Source organism: Pseudomonas sp. BN415 (genome assembly GCF_029871195.1).
Classification (GTDB): domain Bacteria; phylum Pseudomonadota; class Gammaproteobacteria; order Pseudomonadales; family Pseudomonadaceae; genus Metapseudomonas; species Metapseudomonas resinovorans.
Genome location: NZ_SSOK01000028.1, coordinates 85,005 through 102,172, shown reverse-complemented (window position 1 = coordinate 102,172; position 17,168 = coordinate 85,005). Strand labels below are relative to the sequence as shown.

At 62.5% G+C, this 17,168-nt stretch carries 18 protein-coding genes; 3 read left to right on the top strand and 15 right to left on the bottom strand.

Annotated elements, in window-relative coordinates:
• Positions 1-174: 174 nt before the first annotated feature.
• The 3 genes from E8F20_RS08025 to E8F20_RS08015 form a co-directional block, all read right to left on the bottom strand.
• Entirely contained in the window at positions 175-894 is a 720-nt protein-coding gene (locus E8F20_RS08025; RefSeq protein WP_280283284.1) for a response regulator, read from the bottom strand.
• Between the two features lie 65 nt (positions 895-959).
• Positions 960-1,424: a DUF3859 domain-containing protein gene (locus tag E8F20_RS08020; RefSeq protein ID WP_280283283.1), complete on the bottom strand. Its 465-nt coding sequence runs from the start codon at positions 1,422-1,424 to the stop codon at positions 960-962.
• Between the two features lie 63 nt (positions 1,425-1,487).
• Positions 1,488-2,531 carry an amidohydrolase family protein gene (locus E8F20_RS08015; protein ID WP_280283282.1) on the bottom strand — a complete coding sequence of 348 codons (1,044 nt, stop codon included), beginning with the start codon at positions 2,529-2,531 and terminating at the stop codon, positions 1,488-1,490.
• A 117-nt stretch (positions 2,532-2,648) separates the two neighbouring features.
• On the opposite strand from E8F20_RS08015, the gene E8F20_RS08010 reads away from it, so the two are divergent.
• Positions 2,649-3,068 carry an OsmC family protein gene (locus E8F20_RS08010; protein ID WP_274801044.1) on the top strand — a complete coding sequence of 140 codons (420 nt, stop codon included), beginning with the start codon at positions 2,649-2,651 and terminating at the stop codon, positions 3,066-3,068.
• Between the two features lie 20 nt (positions 3,069-3,088).
• Positions 3,089-3,949 carry a pirin family protein gene (locus tag E8F20_RS08005; RefSeq protein WP_280283281.1) on the top strand — a complete coding sequence of 287 codons (861 nt, stop codon included), beginning with the start codon at positions 3,089-3,091 and terminating at the stop codon, positions 3,947-3,949.
• 60 nt (positions 3,950-4,009) lie between these two features.
• Here the strand turns inward: E8F20_RS08005 and E8F20_RS08000 are convergent, their stop codons facing one another.
• The 6 genes from E8F20_RS08000 to E8F20_RS07975 all read right to left on the bottom strand — a co-directional run bounded on the left by E8F20_RS08000 (position 4,010) and on the right by E8F20_RS07975 (position 10,004).
• Complete coding sequence (locus E8F20_RS08000) at positions 4,010-4,735, bottom strand: dienelactone hydrolase family protein (protein ID WP_280283280.1); 726 nt, start codon at positions 4,733-4,735, stop codon at positions 4,010-4,012.
• Between the two features lie 3 nt (positions 4,736-4,738).
• Positions 4,739-5,527 carry a dienelactone hydrolase family protein gene (locus E8F20_RS07995; protein ID WP_280283279.1) on the bottom strand — a complete coding sequence of 263 codons (789 nt, stop codon included), beginning with the start codon at positions 5,525-5,527 and terminating at the stop codon, positions 4,739-4,741.
• Positions 5,528-5,746: 219 nt separating this feature from the next.
• Positions 5,747-7,645, bottom strand: coding sequence for a molecular chaperone HtpG (gene htpG, locus E8F20_RS07990; RefSeq protein ID WP_280283278.1), 1,899 nt, complete (start codon positions 7,643-7,645; stop codon positions 5,747-5,749).
• Positions 7,646-7,820: 175 nt separating this feature from the next.
• On the bottom strand, positions 7,821-9,068 hold the full coding sequence (locus E8F20_RS07985) for an MFS transporter (RefSeq protein WP_280283277.1): 1,248 nt from the start codon (positions 9,066-9,068) through the stop codon (positions 7,821-7,823).
• A 40-nt stretch (positions 9,069-9,108) separates the two neighbouring features.
• Positions 9,109-9,552, bottom strand: a complete 444-nt coding sequence (locus tag E8F20_RS07980; RefSeq protein WP_028629422.1) for a PaaI family thioesterase — start codon at positions 9,550-9,552, stop codon at positions 9,109-9,111.
• A complete protein-coding gene (locus E8F20_RS07975; RefSeq protein ID WP_280283276.1) occupies positions 9,549-10,004 on the bottom strand; it encodes a PaaI family thioesterase in 456 nt (151 codons plus the stop codon). Before E8F20_RS07975 ends, E8F20_RS07980 begins: the two co-directional genes overlap by 4 nt.
• A gap of 172 nt (positions 10,005-10,176) precedes the next feature.
• Between E8F20_RS07975 and E8F20_RS07970 the strand changes: the two genes are divergently transcribed.
• Entirely contained in the window at positions 10,177-10,401 is a 225-nt protein-coding gene (locus tag E8F20_RS07970) for a hypothetical protein (RefSeq protein WP_028629424.1), read from the top strand.
• A 58-nt stretch (positions 10,402-10,459) separates the two neighbouring features.
• Here the strand turns inward: E8F20_RS07970 and E8F20_RS07965 are convergent, their stop codons facing one another.
• From E8F20_RS07965 to lpdA, 6 genes are all read right to left on the bottom strand, one after another.
• Positions 10,460-10,849: an MAPEG family protein gene (locus tag E8F20_RS07965; protein ID WP_280283275.1), complete on the bottom strand. Its 390-nt coding sequence runs from the start codon at positions 10,847-10,849 to the stop codon at positions 10,460-10,462.
• Entirely contained in the window at positions 10,846-11,580 is a 735-nt protein-coding gene (locus tag E8F20_RS07960; RefSeq protein ID WP_280283274.1) for a DUF599 domain-containing protein, read from the bottom strand. The genes E8F20_RS07965 and E8F20_RS07960 overlap by 4 nt, the downstream gene beginning before the upstream one ends.
• Positions 11,581-11,851: 271 nt before the next feature.
• Positions 11,852-13,165 carry a branched-chain amino acid transport system II carrier protein gene (gene brnQ / locus E8F20_RS07955; protein WP_280283273.1) on the bottom strand — a complete coding sequence of 438 codons (1,314 nt, stop codon included), beginning with the start codon at positions 13,163-13,165 and terminating at the stop codon, positions 11,852-11,854.
• 306 nt (positions 13,166-13,471) lie between these two features.
• Positions 13,472-14,359, bottom strand: coding sequence for a succinate--CoA ligase subunit alpha (gene sucD, locus E8F20_RS07950; protein ID WP_028629428.1), 888 nt, complete (start codon positions 14,357-14,359; stop codon positions 13,472-13,474).
• On the bottom strand, positions 14,359-15,528 hold the full coding sequence (gene sucC, locus E8F20_RS07945) for an ADP-forming succinate--CoA ligase subunit beta (protein WP_028629429.1): 1,170 nt from the start codon (positions 15,526-15,528) through the stop codon (positions 14,359-14,361). Before sucC ends, sucD begins: the two co-directional genes overlap by 1 nt.
• A gap of 200 nt (positions 15,529-15,728) precedes the next feature.
• Complete coding sequence (gene lpdA / locus E8F20_RS07940) at positions 15,729-17,165, bottom strand: dihydrolipoyl dehydrogenase (RefSeq protein WP_280283272.1); 1,437 nt, start codon at positions 17,163-17,165, stop codon at positions 15,729-15,731.
• Positions 17,166-17,168: the final 3 nt, after the last annotated feature.

The window sequence follows — 17,168 nt, the reverse complement described above, 5'->3', positions numbered from 1 at the left end:
GAAACAAAGAGCTGACGTGGGGGCGAATTCATTCGCTATGTCTGCGTTAGCTGTTGCGAGCGATTTATCAGCGGGCCAAGAGCCTTGGGAGCTGGCTTGCTAGCGAAACGGGACCATTCGCTGGCAAGCCAGCTCCTACCGGCAATGAATTCGCCCCTACCGCTTCTTGCGGACTCAGCCCGGGACGAACATGTATCCGACGCCGCGAACGGTGCGGATGATCTGCGGTTTGTCCGGGTCCGTTTCCAGCTTGCGGCGTAGGCGAGCGATGCGGATGTCGATGGAGCGGTCGAACGGGTTCCAGTCGCGATGCTGGGTAAGGTTCAACAACTGGTCGCGAGATAACGGCCGGTTGGGCCGCTGGGCGAAGGCCTGGAGCAGGTCGAACTCCATGGCGGTCAGAGGGATTTCCTCTCCTGCGGCGTCAAGCAGCTGGCGGCTTTGCAGATCGAGGCGGCAGAGGCCAAGTTGCAGGCAGGCCCCCTCGCTTTCCGGGGCGGGCTGGGTGGAAGCCGCCGGGGCGCGACGATAGCGCCGCAACACGGTCTTGACCCGCGCCAGCAACTCACGCGGGTCGAAGGGCTTGGCCAGGTAGTCGTCGGCACCGACCTCCAGCCCGACGATGCGATCCAGTGGCGTGCCGGCGCCGGAGACCATGATCACCGGCAGGTCGTGATGTTCGCGCAGGTAGCGCGCAAGGCTCAGGCCGTCCTCGCCGGGCAGCCCTACATCCAGCAGCACCAGATCGGGCAGCGCCTCGGCCAACCGCGCGCGCAGCTGGCCGCTGTCGCCGACGGCGTGCACCTGGTAGCCCTGGCCGCCGAGGTAATCCAGCAGCAGCTCGCGGATCGCCTCGTCGTCGTCCACCACCAGGATGCTGATCTGTTCGGCCATGGACCCGCGCCTCGCGCCCACCTATGACCCAGCGAATATAGCGCGCTCTGGCGACACGCGCGGGATCAGCGGACGGTGAAACGCTGCTCGGCCAACAGACGGTCGCCCTGGAACACCATGAAACGCCACTCGCCCGGAACCACTTCGTAGTGCTCGGTGAATTCGTAGGCCATCACGTCCATCGGCGCGCCAGGAGCCATCTTCTGCTCGACCACGAACTTGTCGTGACGCTTGCCGTCCGGGGTAACCACGCCGGGGGTCAAGTACAGCAGGGTCAGCGGGGTGTCCTTATCCTGCTTGCCGAGCAGCGTGTAACGCATGCCGAACTTGGTGCCCAACTTGGCCGGGATCTCGTCGGTCTGCTCGATGTTCTGGTTGCTGCGGGTCAGCACACGCTCGCCCGGCTGGTAGTCCTGATACTGCGATTCGAAGATGCCGTACTCCACCGGGCCGTCCACCCGTACATCAGCCAGGGCCACGCCGGAAGCCAGGCCCAGGGCCACGAGTGCTGTCATTCGAAAGGGGATCATGTCGCGCTCCTTGTTTGCGGTGGCGCGAGGTTATGACGTGGCCATGACAGCCTCGTGACAGACTCACTGCGCGATGTCACTCCGGTGTTTGCGCGGCAGCACTGCCAGGAAATTGTCCCGCGCAACCTTGCGCGCCACCGCTTCGGGCAGGGCGTCGAGGAAGGCGTTGTAGGCCGCCAGGTAGTCCCCCAGGCCGTCGAAATGGCCGACCACGTCGGAGCCCAGCATGAAGCGCTCCGGATACCGCTCCACCAATGCCAGCCAGCGCCGGTCCGGCTTGCCGCCGGCATCCAGCAAGTAGGGTTTCAGCACACTCCAGGAGAGGTCGACGTAGAGGTTCGGGTAGGCCCCCAGCAGCCGCTCCAGGGTGGACAGGAGAAAGTCCAGCTTCGTCTGGTGGCGGTGGATCTCCAGGCTGGAGCCGGCGTGGGCCCAGATGAAGCGCACGTGGGGATGGTTGCGCAGCGGCTCTTCCACTTCCTGCAGGTAGAGCGGATTGCGCTCACGCTTGGAGGTGATGTTGGAGTGCAACAACACCGGCAGGTCGTACTCGGCCGCCAGGTGGTAGATGCGGCTCATGGCCTCGTTGTTGGCCCGTGGCGTGTCGCCATCGATGAGGGCGGTGAGGTCGTCGTGGCGGGTGAACACCTCGCCGATGCCCTGCCAAAGCCCCGGATCCAGTTCGAGCATGCGGCGAATGTGGGCGTCGGAATTCTTGTCGTTGGGATTGAAACCGCTGAGAAAGGGATGAAAACGCTTGCGCTGATCGACCGGCAGTTGCTTCACCGCTGCGGCCACCAGCACGTCGGTGGCGCTGTACCAGTAGGCTCCGGCGTCGTCGCCAGCGTAGTAGCGCGGCCGCTTGGGTTCATCCTCGTGCCACTTCTTGGCCACCGGAATACCGGAGATCATTGCGTGGTCGATGCGACCCTTGTCCATTGCGTCCAGGAGGGCTTTCATGCCATCCGTTTCCTGGAAGAAATCCACATAGTGCAGGTGGGCGTCGCTGTAGTGGTACTCGCGCGCTTCCCCCGGCATGGTCGCCGTCAGCAGCAGTGCGGCGAGACTGGTCCTCAGTCGATACAAGGCAGGTCCTCCCGGGTGCATGAGCGACTATAGACCGGCAGCCGGCTGACCGCGTTCAACCGGGTTACCCGCTGCCCGGCCGCCGCCCTTTGCGCTAGCCTAGCGAGACTTTTCCGCCCATCGGCCAGGAGGCCTCCCATGACCATCCGTCTCACCCGTGATTCCGCCAACGGCACCCGCCAACGCATCGAGCTGGAAGGCAAGGCACCGCTGTTCACTGACCTGCCGACGGACCTTGGCGGTGCCGGTGCGGACCCGGAGCCTCATGACTACTTCGACGCAGCACTGGGCAGCTGCAAGGCCCTGACCGTCACCTATTACGCCCAGAAAAACGGCATCCCGCTGACTGGCGTGGACGTTGAGGTGACCCGCGACGACAGCGAGGAACGCAAGGGGCACTACCGCCTGGACGTGAAACTGACCCTGCGCGGCGCCCTCACCGACGAGCAACGCGCCACCCTGCTGCGCATCGCCGACAAGTGCCCGGTACACAAGCTGATGACCCAGGTGGAAGTGAGCATCGAAACGCGCCTTGCCGAAGGCAACTTCAGCCAGTGACCCGAACAGGAAACCTGAGCATGAACATTCTCACCATACGGCCGCGCGCCGAAGAAGTCGCCGGGCAACCCATCCTCCGACCGCTGCCGTCGGCCCAGTGCCGCAGCGTCGGCCCCTTCGTATTCTTCGACCACATGCTGGAAGCTGACTACGCCCCCGACACCGGCATGGACGTGCGCCAGCACCCCCATATCGGCCTATCCACCCTCACTTACCTGTTCGAAGGCGAACTGCAACACAAGGACAGCCTGGGCTCGGACCAATTGGTGAAGCCGGGCGACGTCAGCTGGATGACTGCCGGCCGCGGCGTTGCCCATGTCGAGCGCACCCCGGCGAAGCTGATGGCCAGCGGCCCGCGCGCGCACGGCCTGCAAGTCTGGCTGGCCCTGCCAAAGGAATTCGAGGATTGCGAACCCAGCTACAGCCATCATCCGGCGGCGAGCCTGCCGCAGCAGGACGCACTCGGTGTACGCATCCGCCTGATCGCCGGAACCGGCTTCTGCCTGGAATCGCCTGTACCGGTGCTCTCCCCTACTCTCTACGCTGACCTGCAACTGGAAGCCGGCGCCACCTTGACCATCCCCTGCGAACATCCACAGCGGGCGCTCTATCTGCTGGAAGGCGAAGCAATGCTGGACGACCTGCCGCTCGAAGCACGCAGTCTGGTGGTGCTGCCAGAGGGCGTGGAGTACGTGCTCTCCGCATGCAGCGGTAGCCAGCTGGTGATGATCGGCGGCGCACCACTGGATGGGCCGCGACGGATGAACTGGAACTTCGTGTCCAGCAGCCCGGAACTGATCGAACAAGCGCGCAGCCGTTGGGCGGCTGGTGACTGGCCGACCGTGCCGGGCGAAACCAGCCGCATCGAGTTACCGCGCTGATCTGGACGTCGGGTGGTGGGCCGAAGCCCACCCTATGGGCTCCCACAAATGGCTGGGGGCTCAGGCGAAGACTTCGTCCAGCAGCGCGTACATGGCGGTGAAGGCGCGCCTCGACACCGTGGCGTTGTACTGCGCGGTGCCCGGATGGTTGGCGGCAGGATCGGTGAACGAATGCACCGCGCCACCATAACTCAGCAACTGCCAATCCACCCCTGCCTCGCCCATCTCCCTGGCGAAGGCCGGTAATTGTTCACGGGGCACCAGCGGGTCCAACGCGCCATCCAGCACCAGGACCGCGCCCTGGATATTGCGCGCGTCAGACGGATCGGGCGTATCCAGCGCCCCATGGAAGGACACCGCCGCCTTGAGCGGCGCTCCGGCTCTCGCCAGTTCCAGCGCGCACGTGCCGCCAAAGCAGAATCCAAAAGCCGCCAGGCGCTTGCCATCCATGAGCACCGCCTGCTGGCCACGCAGCGCGTCCAGGGCCGCCACCAAGCGCCGGCGCATTAGCACACGGTCCTGTTTGAGCGGCAGCATGGCGGCGCCGGCTTCTGCCGGACTACCCGGTCGCACCGCCGCGCCATACAGGTCGACGAGCAGTACGCGATAGCCCCGACTGGCCACCTGTCCGGCGAGGTCCACTGCGCCGTCGCTGACTCCGAACCAGTTGGGCGCCATCAACAGACCCGGACGCGAGGCAGTATCCCCGGCATCGAACACCAGGCGACTTTCAAAGGCCAGGCCATCGCAGGTATAGCCGAGGACCTGGGATTGGATCTGCGTCATGGATTACCTCGGTCCGCCAAAGACTTCGTCGAACAGGTCGTTCATAGCCTGGTAGGCCCGGGCAGCGACCTTGGGATTGTATTCATTGCGCCCTGGCACGCTGGCCCCGCGCTCGGTGAAGGAATGCACCGCACCACCGTAGCTGACCAGTTGCCAATCGGCCTTGGCGGCCGTCATTTCGGCAGTGAAAGCCTCTACCTGGGTCTTGGGCACGGCAGGGTCGTCAGCGCCATGCAGCACCAGTACCGGCGCGCGAATATTGCGCGCATCGGCCGGGTTCGGCGTGTCCAGGTTGCCGTGGAAAGACACGAAGCCCTTCAGCTGTGCGCCTGAGCGAGCCAGTTCCAGAACGCTGCCGCCACCGAAGCAGAAGCCGATGGCGCCGAGACTCGCCAGGTCCAGCGACACCTGCCCCGCCTGCGCCTTGAGAGTCTCCACACCGGCCTGGGCACGCTTGCGCATCAAGGGCCGATCACCGCGTACGGCCGTCGCGGCGGCCCTGGCTTCGTCTGGATTGGTCGGACGAACGTCCTTGCCATACATGTCGGCAATGAAGATCACGTAGCGCTGGCCGGCGATTTCCTTGGCCTGCTCGGCTGCGGCCCGGGTCACGCCCAGCCAGTTGGGCACCATCAGCAGGCCGGGGCGTGGGGTCTTCACCGCATCGTCATAGACCAGGGTGCCTTCGAAGGCCTTGCCGTCGATCTCGTACGGAACAACCTGGGTAACCATGGCCGCCCAAGTGGGGCCGGCGAATGCGAACAGCAGCAAAGGCAGGAGCAAACGGTTCATGGGGACTCTCCTGTGCCTGGGGAAATGACTAAGGTTAGACCCAATGCCGGCTGAGCCCTCCTGCCGGGTTCGTTGCATGGGATTTCAAGAGCGCGGCAGTGTCGACCTGACCTTGTGCGGTCTGCGTAGCGAATGAATTCGCTCCGCCGAAGCGTCAAGCACCCACAACACAACGAAAAAGGCCCGCAATTCGCGGGCCTGTTCCGTTCCAGCCTCTTATCAGGCCGAGAGCTCCACCAGCAGCTTGTTCAGGCGGCGCACATAGGCGGCCGGGTCCTTCAGGCTGTCGCCAGCGGCGAGGGCGGCCTGGTCGAAGAGGATGTGGGACAGCTCGCCAAAACGGCCCTCATCCTGCTCGCCATCCAGCTTCTCGATCAGCGGGTGGGCCGGGTTGATCTCGAAGATCGGCTTGGAGTCCGGCACCTTCTGGCCACTGGCCTCGAGGATCTGGCGCATCTGCAGACCCAAATCCTGCTCGCCGATGGCGAGGATCGCCGGGGAGTCAGTCAGACGGTGGGAAACGCGCACTTCGCTGACCTGCTCGTCCAGCACCTTCTTCAGGCGCTCGATCAGGCCTTCCTTGGTCTTGGCGACTTCCTCCTGGGCCTTCTTGTCCTCTTCCGAGTCCAGCTTGCCCAGGTCCAGGTCACCACGGGCGACATCCACGAAACCCTTGCCGTCGAAGTCGGACAGGTAGCTCATCAGCCACTCGTCGATACGGTCGGTGAGCAGCAGCACTTCGATGCCTTTCTTGCGGAAGACTTCCAGGTGCGGGCTGTTCTTCACCTGCGAATAGCTCTCGCCGGTGAGGAAGTAGATCTTGTCCTGGCCTTCCTTCATGCGGCCGATGTAGTCGGCGAGGGAAGCACTCTGCTCACCGGATGCATCCTGGGTCGAAGCGAAGCGCAGCAGGCCGGCAATCTTTTCCTTGTTGGCGAAGTCCTCGGCCGGGCCTTCCTTCAGCACCTGGCCGAAGTGGGTCCAGAAGCCCTTGTACTGCTCGGGTTCGTTCTTGGCCAGTTTCTCCAGCATGTCCAGCACGCGCTTGGTCAGGGCCGACTTCATGGAGTCGACCACCGGACCCGACTGCAGGATTTCGCGGGAGACGTTCAACGACAAGTCATTGGAGTCCACGACGCCCTTGATGAAACGCAGGTAGAGCGGCAGGAACTGTTCGGCCTGGTCCATGATGAACACGCGCTGCACATACAGCTTCAGGCCACGCGGTGCCTCGCGGTGATAGAGGTCGAACGGGGCACGGGCCGGGACATAGAGCAGCGAAGTGTATTCCAGCTTGCCTTCGACCTTGTTGTGGCTCCAGGACAGCGGGTTCTCGAAGTCATGGGCAACGTGCTTGTAGAACTCCTGGTACTCCTCGTCCTTGACCTCGGTACGCGGGCGAGTCCAGAGCGCGCTGGCGCGGTTAACGGTTTCCCACTCCTGCTCGGCGGGCGCATCTTCGCCGTGGTGTTCTTTCGGCAGCTCGATGGGCAGGGCGATGTGGTCGGAGTATTTCTTGATGACGTTGCGCAGACGCCAGCCATCGGCGAACTCCTCTTCGCCACTCTTCAGGTGCAGGACGATGCGGGTACCGCGCTCTGCCTTGTCGACAGTGGCGATGTCGAATTCGCCCTCGCCTTGCGAGGACCAGTGCACGCCTTCGCTCGCCGACAGACCGGCGCGGCGAGTGAAAACGTCTACTTTGTCGGCGACGATGAAGGCGGAATAGAAGCCCACGCCGAACTGACCAATAAGGTGGGAGTCCTTCTTCTGGTCGCCGGAAAGGTTCTTCAGGAAGTCGGCAGTGCCGGACTTGGCAATGGTGCCCAGGTGAGCGATCACCTCGTCGCGGCTCATGCCGATGCCGTTGTCTTCGAGGGTGATGGTGCGAGCGTCCTTGTCGAAGCTGACGCGGATCTTCAGCTCGGCGCCGCCTTCCAGCAGCTCGGGCTTGGCCAGCGCTTCGAAGCGCAGCTTGTCGGCAGCATCGGAGGCGTTGGAAATCAGCTCACGGAGGAAGATTTCCTTGTTGGAATACAGGGAATGGATCATCAGGTGAAGCAGTTGCTTCACCTCGGTCTGGAAGCCCAGGGTTTCTTTTTGAGTTTCCACACTCATGGTCGTCTAACTCCACGTGGATGGTTTGAGCCGCATACGGCGGCGGATGTCATCCAGATGGGGGCTTCGACAAGGATTTCAAGTGCTTAGGAAAATCGAACAGGACTTGCCCGCCAATGGCACCCGCTATGGGCCCGGAAACAGTGAAAAGAGAAGCGCGTTTCACTCGACCGGCTCAGGGCTCCAGCAACTCCACGTCGGACACCTCTTCGACATCGAAACTGAAGCTGGCGGCCCCTGCCCCGCCCAGGTTACGACGAATGAGGATCCGGCCATCGCGATCCAACCCGGCGAAGCGGCCTTCGGCGGTGCTCCCACGCACTGTGTACACACGCATGCCGAGCTCTTGGTACTGGCTGGGGGTGTTCAGCAAACGTTGCAGCGAGAAACGCACGCGACGATCCACCGGACCGGTGGTGTCCGCGACAGGCGACAGCTCCCGTGCCCCGTTCGGCGCTTCAGGTGACACGCTGGGAGTGGTCAATGGCGGGAAACTGTCATGGCGCACACGCCAGCCCCGGGCCTCGCTCTTGGCTAGCGGCAAGGGCAGATGCCGAACCTGGCCGTCGACACGGGCCTCCACGTCCAGATCCAACTCGCGCGACGGCAGGCTGACAGCTGGCAGTTGGGCCAGCTCTACGTCATGGGTGGCAAAGCGCCGCTGCAGGTAGTCACGAATCACATAGGCCAAGGTGTCGCGAGAGTCGTAGGCGGTATCCACCCGTCCATCGCGGTAGCGCAGGCGGTCGGTAAAGACCTCCAGATGGCCCGTGAGTGTAGTGGCGAACTTCGGCGGCAAGACCAGATGGAAGTCGCCGGCCAGACGGTTTGGCGCCACGGGCTGCAAGTCCAGATGCAGGGTGTAGCCACGGGGGATACGCCGGGCCTCCGGTAGCTCCTGCTCCGGTAGCAGCCAACTGATCTCGACTTCCGGTTGCGGTCCAGGGTCCTGGGGCAGCACGTCCAGGCGCAAGGCCCCCTTCGGCAGGTTGCCGACACGAATGGTCAACTCGCGACGGGCGTAGAAATCCTGCCCCTCGCGCAGGCTGAGAATGCCGTCCACCAGTTCGGCCTGTAGCGGCGAGAAGCGCTGGCCATTGAGCTCACCGTTGAGACGGATATCCAGTTCTGACACGGCCTGCGGCTCATCACCCAGCCAGCGAAGGCTGATGATTGCCTGCAGCCGCTCAGGGTCCTGCGCGGCCAGCATCGTCAGCCCCACCACCAGCGGAATGAAGCCCATAGCGCCCAGGGCCACTGCCTTGCGCGCGGTGCGCCAATGGTTGAGCACATAGGCCAGCGTCACCGGCGGCAACAAGCTGCCAAAGCCCCAGAGCAAACTCGTACCAAAGGCGAGCATCACCAGCCAGACCAGGCCGGTGACGATCAGCAGCAGGCCACCAAGTATCAGTAACGCAACCATCGGACTTTCCTTGAGAGCGACCGGACCTTACTGGCGCGCCTCAGGGCTCGTCGACCTTGAAGTGGGCGCGTGCGGTGGCGATGGGTTCGGTCTGGGTGGTCTGCCAGGCGGTGATGGCGACGTTGGCGACGCGGCGGCCTTGTCGCCAGACCTGGCACTGGACGAAGGTGTCACGATAGTGTCCAGCGCGCAGGTAATCTATCGAGAAGTCGATGATTTTGGGCATATGTGGCGTGCCCATGAACATCAGCAGGTGGAGCATGGCCGCATGCTCCATGAAACCGGCGATCACACCGCCGTGGATGGCCGGCAGGGTCGGGTTGCCGATGTTGTCCTTGCTCGCCGGAAGACGGAACACCATGTCATCCCCCAGGCGCAGGCATTCCATGCCGATCAGCTTGGCGTAGGGGATCAGGCACACCAACGAGTCGTAGTCATTCTTCTCCTGGGCCTCGCGCACCAGGGCGTTGAAGTCGAGGCTCATACCGCACCTCCCTGCTTCAACTGGCCGGGCTTGCCCATGCGCATGAAGGCGCCGACCACATGGGCGATGGGCTGGGCCGGGTCGTCCTGATAGGCATAGCCACGGGTGAAGATGACATTGGGCGTCACCCGGTAGCACTCGGCGAATCCGTAGACGTCCTTGTGCGGCTCAGCCGGGTGCATGTAGTCGATGCGCAGGTCCAGGGTCGGGCAGATTTCGAACTCCGGCAGTACGCAGACCGTGGAAATGCCGCAGGTGGTGTCCATCAAGGTCGTAATGGCGCCGCCGTGGATCACGCCAGTTTCCGGGTTGCCGATGATCTGTTGGCTGTAAGGCAAACGCAGAGTCAGGCCCTGGGGCGTGGCGTCATGCACGCTCAGGCCGAGCACCTGGCAGTGGCGCAACGCGGAAAGAAAGCGCTGCGACCGTTCGATAAGGGAATTGTCCGTCATGACTGCAACCTTGGCGGAAAGTGGGCAAAGTGCTAAATGATACCCCGACGGATGCTCCCACGCCGTGGCCAAGCGTTCGAGTAAGGCTTTTTGCGTTAAGCACGGAACTTAGAAACAGGTCACAAACTCCAACGCCTATCGATGAGGAAAAGCCACACATGGAGGCTCAATGATGAAGAAAACCCTGTCTCTCGCCCTGCTCCTGGCCGCTAGCCTTGGTCTCGCTGCCTGCGACAAGAAGGAAGAGGCCCAGGCACCGGCTGCACCGGCGACCGAATCCCAGCCGAGCGCACCGGCCCCAGCCCCGACTCCGGCTCCGGAAGCCGCCCCGGCTCCGAGCGCACCCGCCGCTCCGGCCGCTCCGGAGACTGCACCGACCGAGGAGCAGAGCCAGTAAACTCCTGGCAATAGCTACGACAAGGCCCGCATTGCGCGGGCCTTGTTGTTTCCGTGGGTCAGAGTGCCGGACTGAGCATCAACAACAGGCAGCAGACCAGGCCGACGAACCAGACCAAGCTGCGCAGGGTGGCCTTGTCGTTCCAATAGAGGAACAGGTAAAGCACGCGCGACACGATGAAGATGATCGCCAGCAGGTCGACGAAGTAGCCGTGGGTCTGGGTGACATGGGACATGAGCACACCGGCGGCGAACAGCGGGAAAATCTCGATGCTGTTCTGATGCGCCGCAACAGCCCGCGCACCGAAACCAGTCAACCGTGCCTGCTGCGCACGTGGATGACGGTTGTCGTAGCCCCTGCCCTCTTCACGCATGGCCTTGGCCACGGGAATCTTCGCCAGGTAGATGAGCAGGGCCGAGAAGAACAGGCACCAGAAAGGAATACTCATTCAACCTTCTCCTTGGGCGCTTCCAGCGCGTGGGTTGGGGTGTAGACCATCACATCCAGTACATCGGAATGGAATTCGCGGCGGTAAAGCACTAGCACAACACCTGTGGTCGCAATGATGAAAAACCAGGGATTGATGAACCAGGCCAGCATGGCCAACCCGAAATAGTAGCTGCGCAAGCCGAAGTTGAACTGGTTGGCCGCCAGGGAAATCACCCGCGCGGTACGTTCGGCGAAAGCCTTCCTCTCCTGCTCGCTGACGTGTTTCTCTCCGATCATCGGCGCCGATCCAACCAGGATGGCGGCGAAGTTGTACTGACGCATGCACCAACTGAAGGTGAAGAAGGCGTAAACGAAGACGACGGCGAGGCCCAACAGCTTCAGCTCGGAAATACTGCGGCTGGCAGCCTGAACGAACGGCAGGTCGGCCAGCACTGACACTGCGCGATCAGTGGAGCCGAACACCGTGAGAATGCCGGCCAGGATGATCAGGGTACTGGAGGCGAAGAACGAGGCGTTGCGCTCAAGGTTGCCGATCACACTGGCGTCGGCGATACGGTTGTCGCGCAGCAACAGGCGACGCATCCAGTCCTCGCGGTAGAGATGCAGGACCGAAGCCAGGCAGGCGGTGTCCTTGCCCTTCCAGATGGCGTAGCGGGTGTACCCCACCCAGCAGGTAATGAACCAGAGAATGGCCAACAGGTGAGGCCAGTTGCGCAGAATGGTCGACATGCAAATTCCTTGTAAGAACGCAACGAATTATAGCGATCCATGGCCATGACAACACGACACGTGCAATGCACTACCAAGGGGAAACGCGCCGGTCATTCGACCGGTACTTGGGCCGACAAGGCACGCCGGGAGACCTGAGCGAACGTGTCTCTGAATCTGGATTCCGACGCACTTTACGAGACCCGATGGCAAAGCAAGCGCCGCCTCCCCCCATTAACCCAGCGCCACGAAAAAGGCCGCCCTTCGGCGGCCTTCCTCGATCCAGCAACGGTCAGACCGGGCTGGCGACAGCGCGGCCCATGAGGCGATCGGCCACTATCGAGATTCCCAGTACAACCAGCACCGGCACCAGCCAGCCAAGGCTCTGGTGGGCGAGCGGCATCTGGCCAAACAGCGCAGGAACAACGTCTTTGAACCCTGCAGCTGCGAAGCCATCGGCCACGCCGAAGACCAATGCGATGGACATTGTCGGGACGAAGACACGACGCGGGTCGACCCAGAGCGCATCCAGCAGGCTAAGGGCAATGAGAACGATGGCCAGCGGGTAAAGCCCCACGAGCACCGGCACCGACAGACTGATGAGTTGGGTCAGGCCCTGGTTGGCCACCAGCAGGCTGAACAGGCCAAACGCCAGGACCACCGTGCGATAAGAGAACGGCAGCAACTTGCTGAAGAACTCGCCACAGGCGGTGAGCAAGCCGACCGCAGTGGTCAGGCAGGCCAGGGTGATGACCACGGCCAACAGCAGACTGCCCGCAGTGCCGAAGGTGTGTTGCACATAGGCAGTGAGGATCTGCACACCGTTCTGCGCTTCGCCGGCGATACCCTGGCTGGTCGCGCCAAGGTAAAACAGCGCCAGGTAAACCAGCGACAGGCCAAGAGCGGCGATGGCGCCAGCTATCACGGAGTAGCGGGTCACCAGTCGCGGGTCCTGGACGCCGCGGTCGCGAATCGCCGTGGCAATCACGATACCGAAGACCAGGGCGCCAAGCGTGTCCATGGTCAGGTAGCCCTGCAGGAAGCCCTGAACGAAGGGAGCGGCCTGATAGTCGGCAGCCGAAGTGCCGATCGTCCCGGCGGGGGCGAACAGCGCGGCGCCACCCAGCACCAACAGTGCCGAAAGCAGAACCGGCGTGATGAATTTACCGATGCTATCCACCAGTTTGCCCGGGTTCAGAGCAAGGAAGAGCACGGCAGCGAAATAGGCAGCGCTGTAAAGGAACAAAGCAACGCCGCTATCGCCGGTGAAGGGGGCAACGCCCATTTCAAAGGACACCACAGCGGTTCGCGGAGTCGCGAACAGCGGGCCGATTGCCAGATACACGGCAACTGCAAGGAGTAGGCCGGCACGCTTACCAAGCGGCGCGGTCAAGCGATCCATGCCACCCCCTACGCGAGCCAGGGCGATGACGGTCAACAGCGGCAAGCCAACACCCGTCAGGAGGAAGCCCAACGCAGCACGCCAGACGTTATCACCCGCAGCCATGCCAGCGCTGGGTGGGAAGATGATGTTTCCTGCGCCAAGGAAAAGCGCAAAGGTCATAAAACCAAGGGCAACGAGGTCCGAGCCTTTCAATCGAATCATGAGGGGAAGTACCACAGGCAGAATTTCATACGTTCCGAAGGGTTTCCCTTGGGGTTTGGGGAAACGTCATCCATCCGTTTGGGATTGATCGCTGTTGCCCGCCTCGGCTCTTTTGAAGCTTGTAAAGCGGGATAGGTGCAACCCTACCAATTTTACTGTGCCAGGCGCCTGACGTGGATCAGGCTGTCGGAGTAGCAACCATTTCTGTCGCTTAACCGACAAGCGGTTACACCAAGCACGAAAAAGGTTGCACCAGAAACAACAAAGGCCACCCCGAGGGGTGGCCTTTGCTTGCGTCAAGAGGCCTTAGGCGTTCTTGACTTCCCAACCGGTCAGCTCAGCCAGGGCTTTGCCGATATCAGCCAGGGAACGCACGGTTTTCACGCCAGCGTCCTGCAGAGCAGCGAACTTCTCGTCCGCAGTGCCCTTGCCGCCGGAGATGATGGCGCCAGCGTGGCCCATGCGCTTGCCCGGAGGGGCAGTCACACCAGCGATGTAGGACACCACCGGCTTGGTCACGTTTGCCTTGATGAAGGCAGCAGCTTCTTCTTCAGCGGAACCGCCGATCTCGCCGATCATGACGATGGCTTCGGTCTGCGGGTCTTCCTGGAACAGCTTCAGGATGTCGATGAAGTTGGAGCCCGGGATCGGGTCACCGCCGATGCCCACGCAAGTGGACTGGCCGAAGCCGGCGTCGGTGGTCTGCTTCACGGCTTCATAGGTCAGGGTGCCGGAACGCGACACGATGCCTACTTTGCCCGGCAGGTGGATGTGACCCGGCATGATGCCGATCTTGCACTCGCCGGGAGTGATCACGCCCGGGCAGTTCGGGCCGATCAGGCGTACGCCCAGCTCGTCACACTTGACCTTGGCGTCCAGCATGTCGAGGGTCGGGATGCCTTCGGTGATGCAAACGATCAGCTTGATGCCGCCGTTGGCCGCTTCCAGGATCGAGTCTTTGCAGAAGGGAGCCGGAACGTAGATGACCGAAGCTTCGGCGCCAGTGGCTTCAACCGCTTCCTTGACGGTGTTGAACACCGGCAGGCCCAGGTGGGTGGTGCCGCCCTTGCCGGGGGTCACGCCGCCAACCATCTTGGTGCCGTAGGCGATGGCTTGTTCGGAGTGGAAAGTACCCTGGCTACCGGTGAAGCCTTGGCAGATGACTTTGGTGTCTTTGTTGATCAGGACGCTCATTACTTGCCCTCCGCCGCGGCCTTGACGACTTGCTGTGCAGCGTCGGTCAGGCTGGTCGCCGCGATGATGTTCAGACCGCTCTCGGCCAGTACCTTGGCACCGAGGTCAGCATTGTTGCCTTCCAGACGAACCACGACCGGAACCTTCACGCCAACTTCCTTCACGGCACCGATGATGCCTTCAGCGATCATGTCGCAGCGGACGATGCCGCCGAAGATGTTCACCAGAACGGCTTGAACGTTGCTGTCGGAGAGGATGATCTTGAACGCTTCGGTCACGCGCTCTTTGGTTGCACCGCCGCCAACGTCAAGGAAGTTGGCCGGCTTGCCGCCGTGGAGGTTGACGATGTCCATGGTACCCATGGCCAGGCCGGCACCGTTGACCATGCAGCCAATGTTGCCTTCCAGGGCCACGTAGTTCAGCTCCCACTTCTGCGCATGGGCTTCACGAGCGTCGTCCTGGGACGGGTCGTGCATGGCGCGCAGCTTGGGCTGACGGTACATGGCGTTGCTGTCGATGTTGATCTTGGCGTCCAGGCAATGCAGGTTGCCGTCAGCCTTGATGACCAGTGGGTTCACTTCCAGCAGGGCCAGGTCGTAGTCCTGGAACAGCTTGGCCAGGCCAACGAAGATGTGGGTGAACTGCTTGATCTGGTCACCTTCCAGGCCCAGCTGGAATGCCAGCTCACGGCCCTGGTAGGGCTGAGCGCCGACCAGCGGGTCGATGGTGGCCTTGAGGATCTTCTCGGGAGTGTCGTGAGCTACTTTCTCGATGTCCACGCCACCTTCGGTGGAAGCCATGAACACGATACGGCGGCTGGAACGATCTACCACGGCGCCCAGGTACAGTTCCTTGGCGATGTCGGTGCAGGATTCGACCAGGATTTTGCTGACCGGCTGACCATTGGCGTCAGTCTGGTAAGTCACCAGGCGCTTGCCCAGCCAGTTGGCTGCGAACGCCTTGGCGTCTTCCTTGCTCTTGACCAGCTTCACGCCGCCCGCTTTACCGCGGCCGCCAGCGTGGACCTGGGCCTTCACAACCCATTCGCTGCCACCGATTTTTTCGCAGGCTTCTGCGGCTTCTTCCGGGGTGTCTACGGCAAAGCCCTTGGATACGGGCAGGCCGTATTCAGCGAACAGCTGCTTACCCTGATACTCGTGGAGATTCATGCTTGTCTACCGTCTTCGTTTAGGTATTGCGCATTCGGCGCTGCATTCGTGGTGCCGCGCCACCTGTGACTGCTGATGAAGGCAGTCCGGCGGGCTTTCCGCGGTGAGCCTCGCCCTATCGGGCGATGCTCACGACGGGCCACCCGCCGTGGTTCTTCGTCCTGCACGAGCTCGCGCGCGACCCGTGCAGGGGGTATTGCTTAGCGCTTCTTGCGGTTGGCGATGTGAATGGCATGGCCATTCACCGCGAGGGCCGCTTCGTGCAGCGCTTCGGACAGGGTCGGGTGCGAGAAGACCATCATGCCGAGGTCTTCGGCGCTGGTGCCGAATTCCATGCCGATGGCACCCTGCTGGACCAGTTCGGCAGCGCTTGGGCCAATCACGTGGACACCCAGTACGCGGTCACTCTTCGCATCGGCGATGACCTTGACGAAACCGGCAGTGTCGTTGGCAGCCATGGCGCGGCCGCTGGCAGCGAACGGGAAGGTGCCGACGTTGACTTCAACGCCTTCGGCCTTCAGCGCCTGCTCGGTCTTGCCAACCCATGCGATTTCCGGATGGGTGTAGATGACCGACGGAATCAGGTCGTAGTTCATTTGGGCTTTGTGGCCGGCAATGCGCTCGGCGACCATGATGCCCTCTTCCGAAGCCTTGTGGGCCAGCATGGCGCCACGTACTACGTCGCCGATGGCGTAGACGCCCGGAACGCTGGTCTTGCAGTAGTCATCGACAAAGATGAAACCGCGCTCGTCCAGGGTCACGCCGCTGTCGGCGGCCAGCAGGTCGGTGGTCACCGGGCGACGGCCCACGGCCACGATCAGCTTGTCGAAGGTTTCTTTCTGCTCGCCGTTGGCGTCGGTAAAGTTCACAGTGACCTGTTTCTTCTTCACTTCGGAGCCGGTCACGCGGGCACCCAGACGAATCTTGAGGCCTTGCTTGGTGAGGACCTTCAGGGCTTCCTTGGAAACCTGCTCGTCAGCGGCCGGGAGGAACTTGTCCAGCGCTTCGATGACGGTCACTTCAGCGCCCAGGCGGGCCCAGACGGAGCCCAGCTCAAGACCGATAACGCCGGCGCCGATCACGCCCAGCTTCTTCGGAACGGCCTGGAAGTCCAGGGCACCGGTGGAGTCGACGATCACGTCCTGGTCGACCGGGGCCGGCGGGATGTCTACTGGCTTGGAGCCGGAAGCGAGGATCACGTTCTCGGCTTCGACGATCTGTACCTTGCCGTCGGAACCGGTCACTTCGACCTGCTTGTTGGCCAGCAGCTTGCCGTGGCCTTCCAGCAGGGTCACACCGTTGGCCTTGAACAGGGTGCTCACACCACCGGTCAGGTTCTTAACGATGGTGTTCTTGCGGCCAACCATTGCCGGTACGTCGATGGTGACGCCCTTGGCTTCGATACCGTGGATTTTGAAGCCTTCGTGGGCCTCATGGTACTTGTAGGAGCTGTCCAGCAGCGCCTTCGACGGAATGCAGCCGACGTTCAGGCAGGTGCCGCCCAGAGCGGTCTTGCCTTCCTTGTCCTGGTACTTCTCGATGCAGGCGGTTTTCAGGCCGAGCTGAGCTGCCTTGATGGCGGCAACGTACCCGCCGGGGCCCGCACCAATCACTACCACGTCGAATTTCTGGGTCATAAC

Excerpts from the sequence above, each read along its gene's own strand:
- sucD (WP_028629428.1), bottom strand. The coding sequence starts at position 14,359 with ATGAGCGTCCTGATCAACAAAGACACCAAAGTCATCTGCCAAGGCTTC.
- E8F20_RS08000 (WP_280283280.1), bottom strand. The coding sequence starts at position 4,735 with ATGACGCAGATCCAATCCCAGGTCCTCGGCTATACCTGCGATGGCCTG.
- E8F20_RS07975 (WP_280283276.1), bottom strand. The coding sequence starts at position 10,004 with ATGACGGACAATTCCCTTATCGAACGGTCGCAGCGCTTTCTTTCCGCG.
- E8F20_RS08015 (WP_280283282.1), bottom strand. The coding sequence starts at position 2,531 with ATGCACCCGGGAGGACCTGCCTTGTATCGACTGAGGACCAGTCTCGCC.
- E8F20_RS07965 (WP_280283275.1), bottom strand. The coding sequence starts at position 10,849 with ATGAGTATTCCTTTCTGGTGCCTGTTCTTCTCGGCCCTGCTCATCTAC.
- E8F20_RS07960 (WP_280283274.1), bottom strand. The coding sequence starts at position 11,580 with ATGTCGACCATTCTGCGCAACTGGCCTCACCTGTTGGCCATTCTCTGG.
- htpG (WP_280283278.1), bottom strand. The coding sequence starts at position 7,645 with ATGAGTGTGGAAACTCAAAAAGAAACCCTGGGCTTCCAGACCGAGGTG.
- sucC (WP_028629429.1), bottom strand. The coding sequence starts at position 15,528 with ATGAATCTCCACGAGTATCAGGGTAAGCAGCTGTTCGCTGAATACGGC.
- E8F20_RS08020 (WP_280283283.1), bottom strand. The coding sequence starts at position 1,424 with ATGATCCCCTTTCGAATGACAGCACTCGTGGCCCTGGGCCTGGCTTCC.
- E8F20_RS08005 (WP_280283281.1), top strand. The coding sequence starts at position 3,089 with ATGAACATTCTCACCATACGGCCGCGCGCCGAAGAAGTCGCCGGGCAA.
- E8F20_RS07985 (WP_280283277.1), bottom strand. The coding sequence starts at position 9,068 with ATGGTTGCGTTACTGATACTTGGTGGCCTGCTGCTGATCGTCACCGGC.
- E8F20_RS08025 (WP_280283284.1), bottom strand. The coding sequence starts at position 894 with ATGGCCGAACAGATCAGCATCCTGGTGGTGGACGACGACGAGGCGATC.
- brnQ (WP_280283273.1), bottom strand. The coding sequence starts at position 13,165 with ATGATTCGATTGAAAGGCTCGGACCTCGTTGCCCTTGGTTTTATGACC.
- E8F20_RS07995 (WP_280283279.1), bottom strand. The coding sequence starts at position 5,527 with ATGAACCGTTTGCTCCTGCCTTTGCTGCTGTTCGCATTCGCCGGCCCC.
- E8F20_RS08010 (WP_274801044.1), top strand. The coding sequence starts at position 2,649 with ATGACCATCCGTCTCACCCGTGATTCCGCCAACGGCACCCGCCAACGC.
- E8F20_RS07970 (WP_028629424.1), top strand. The coding sequence starts at position 10,177 with ATGAAGAAAACCCTGTCTCTCGCCCTGCTCCTGGCCGCTAGCCTTGGT.
- E8F20_RS07980 (WP_028629422.1), bottom strand. The coding sequence starts at position 9,552 with ATGAGCCTCGACTTCAACGCCCTGGTGCGCGAGGCCCAGGAGAAGAAT.
- lpdA (WP_280283272.1), bottom strand. The coding sequence starts at position 17,165 with ATGACCCAGAAATTCGACGTGGTAGTGATTGGTGCGGGCCCCGGCGGG.